The following is a 2,914-nucleotide window of genomic DNA, read 5'->3' on the forward strand; positions in this document are numbered from 1 at the left end:
CCTGACCGCACACGCCGCTGCCAGCCTCGACCGCACCGGCACGATGCTCCACCGCGTCCTGCCCCCACTACCCACCCAGCCCCCCGTAGCCACCACCCACACCCCCACCACCCCAGCCAATGAGGACGCCCCCGCAAAAGGCCGCGCGCCCGCGCCCCAGTAGGTACCCCCTCCGGGCGGCGCGGCACCACGCCCGCGCCGCCCGGCACCGGCCTACACCATCCCCCTTTCATCCGGAGATCCCCTGTGACCACTGTTGAGCGCCTGCTCGCCCTCGCCACCGCCTACGCCCACGCAGCCGTACACGCCGACCGCCAACGCAGGACCGCACTGACCGTCGAGGGCCTCACCGAACAAGCCGTTGCCCTCACCGACGCCCAACACGCTGACGACGCCGTCGATCGCGCCCGCGCTACGCTGCGCGCTGACCTGCGCCACGCCCTCGAACGGCCCGTACGCGCCACCCCGGACGCGGACCTACCCGTCTGCACCTGGCATAACGGGAAGGTCGAGGTTCGCGCCATCACCGACGACGGCTCCCGCGCCGTTCGCGTGCGCTACAGCGCGGCGCAGGCCACCGCCGCCGGAACCGCGCTGATCGCCTGCGCCGCGATCACCGACCAACATCTCGGCGGCACTCTGTCCACCATCCTCGGCGCCTTCCCCTCCAACCCTGCGACCGTGCCGGCAACCGATACGCCCGAGCGCAACGCGGACATGAACGGACATCCGCCACACGAGGGTGACGTCGAGGCATCACAGGTCTTCCTGGACGGCCGCCGTCTCAGCGCCGCACTGCACGCCGCCGGGCCGATCGAGCCAGCTCTGATCGAGGCGGTCAACCACCTGAACCTACGCATCTACCCACGAGACCACCAGGCCGGGGACCGCAGCGCCTACGTGGTGCTCGACCTGCACGGCGTCTCCATCGGCGTCAAACGCCGTACCGGCGACCTGTACCTGCACGCCGACACCAGCGAAACCAGCGACCAACGCATCGCCTTCGAGATCAACGGCGGCGGCGAAACCGACCACCCCACCCACTGACCACGATCATGGAGACCACGATGGACCTACACGACACCGCCCGGGTACTCCACCCCGTCAGCCCCATCGAGTACCGCCTCGGCACGATCACCGCCGTCGAGCCCCAACCCGATGGACCGCACGGCAACCGGTACCGACTCCGGTTCCCCTCCGGAGAGCAACGCCGCTACTACGCCACCGAGATCACACGGTGCCGCCGCGACGACGACCACGACGCCCTCGTCAACGCGCTCACCGCCGCTTGCCAGCCGCTCGTCACGGCGTGCCGCATCGCGTACGACCACGACGATCAACTTAGCGTAGTGCTCTACTACCACACCGTCGTACTGCTCGAAGCTGCCCGCGTCCACCTCGGCGTTACCCTCGGCCCGACCCACCTGATCGACCCAATCACCAACCCGGCCACGGAACCCAGCACCCCGACTGCCAGCGAGCAGCAGTCATGACATTCGGCTACACGCACGCCAAAGCCAGTGGACACCCCGGCCCGGTCTGCGGTGCCGACGACGGCCCAGTGACCCGGGTCAGCGAGGATCCGGTGCACATCGATTGCCCGGACTGCCCGGACCTCGTGTGGATCGATCAGCTACCCAACGACGCCACCGCAGGCGACCCTCGACTGATCGAGATGCTTCGGGAGGCCGCGCGAGGACATATGCGCAAAATCGACGGGGTGATCATTGACGGAACCACCGCCGCCGCGATCCTGGCCGTGTACGACGCGCTCAAACGGCCCTCGACACGGACCAAGTTCCTCGCCCTGAACATCGGCCAGATGGCGCATGTCGCCTGGCAGATACTCCGCCCGAAGATCAACTAAATGGTCGGTGGCCGGCGGGCACACCCAAGGGTGCGTGGAACCCCGCCGGCCACCTCGCCCATGCCCGGGTGGGCCACGGACCACAACAACCGTCTTCACCCGGGGCGGACGTGTCGAGCATCCTACGAGAGCCGCTAACAACCATGCCTTGCCCGTCGCCACCGCGACCGGCAGGCACCGGGCGGCGGATCCCGGTATCGGTGAGGTTGAGAGGATGACGACCGTGGCGCAACGAAGCATCGGCGGACGGATCGCACTCGACCGCGCCGGCGTCGCGGCGCACACCGGCGCCGCACGCTCCACGGTCAACCACTGGCACCTGCACCGCGACCGATTCGGCTTCCCGAACGCGTTCGTTGATGATGGTCAGGAGTGGTTCTGGCGCGATGACATCGAGGTGTTCCACGCCGCGCACCTGATCAACAAGAGGGCCGTGCTCACCAAGGTTGACCGCAGCGGCAGCCCGACCGAGCTCGTCACCTCCAGTGGCGCCGCCGAAATCCTCGGCTACTCCTCCTACCGCAACCTGCCGCACGAGCTGATCGACAACCCAGACGACACCGAGGCACTACCCAGCGGACGGATCCGCCGGTACTGGTACCGACGCACCGTATGGGCACACGCCGACGCACGCACCGGCCGGCAATCCACCGGTCGAACCCCCGGCACCACCGGCCCCTACAAACCACACCCATACGCTGATGACCCACGCCTGCAGGCCGCCGCAGCCCTCCTCGCGCAGGCCCGCGCCGAGGGGCGGGACCGGCGCGGCCTCGGAATCGAGCTGGCCCAACGCCTCGGTATCCCACAACGCACCGCTCAACGGCTACTCGCCGCGGCAGAGGGCGACTAGACTCCTCTGGTCAAGCACGTGAGGCGTGCCGGCCCCCCGTCCGGCCACGCCTCACGTGTGAAATCGGCTGGGCCCGCTGTCCCTGCCTGCCGCTCAAGGACCGAGCATCGCCATCATGCGTGTGTCTGCTTCCCGAGGGAGCGCGTGCCTCGGAAGTCTCGCGAGCGCGAACGGCGAACACCACCCGACCACGG

General features: G+C 68.9%; 4 protein-coding genes. All 4 read left to right on the forward strand.

Features of this window, described 5'->3' with window-relative positions:
• Positions 1-717 precede the first annotated feature (717 nt).
• Positions 718-1,047 carry a hypothetical protein gene (locus K228_RS30320; RefSeq protein WP_342667143.1) on the forward strand — a complete coding sequence of 110 codons (330 nt, stop codon included), beginning with the start codon at positions 718-720 and terminating at the stop codon, positions 1,045-1,047.
• 20 nt (positions 1,048-1,067) lie between these two features.
• Positions 1,068-1,493, forward strand: coding sequence for a hypothetical protein (locus K228_RS0124365; RefSeq protein ID WP_025620708.1), 426 nt, complete (start codon positions 1,068-1,070; stop codon positions 1,491-1,493).
• A complete protein-coding gene (locus tag K228_RS0124370; RefSeq protein ID WP_025620709.1) occupies positions 1,490-1,867 on the forward strand; it encodes a hypothetical protein in 378 nt (125 codons plus the stop codon). Before K228_RS0124365 ends, K228_RS0124370 begins: the two co-directional genes overlap by 4 nt.
• Positions 1,868-2,081: 214 nt before the next feature.
• Complete coding sequence (locus tag K228_RS0124375; protein ID WP_025620710.1) at positions 2,082-2,720, forward strand: hypothetical protein; 639 nt, start codon at positions 2,082-2,084, stop codon at positions 2,718-2,720.
• Positions 2,721-2,914 lie beyond the last annotated feature (194 nt).

The organism is Salinispora cortesiana, assembly GCF_000484695.1.
Classification (GTDB): domain Bacteria; phylum Actinomycetota; class Actinomycetes; order Mycobacteriales; family Micromonosporaceae; genus Micromonospora; species Micromonospora cortesiana.

Bases quoted from the DNA above. Each gene is read 5' to 3' on its own strand.
- K228_RS30320 (WP_342667143.1), top strand. From the start codon at position 718: ATGAACGGACATCCGCCACACGAGGGTGACGTCGAGGCATCACAGGTC.
- K228_RS0124365 (WP_025620708.1), top strand. From the start codon at position 1,068: ATGGACCTACACGACACCGCCCGGGTACTCCACCCCGTCAGCCCCATC.
- K228_RS0124370 (WP_025620709.1), top strand. From the start codon at position 1,490: ATGACATTCGGCTACACGCACGCCAAAGCCAGTGGACACCCCGGCCCG.
- K228_RS0124375 (WP_025620710.1), top strand. From the start codon at position 2,082: ATGACGACCGTGGCGCAACGAAGCATCGGCGGACGGATCGCACTCGAC.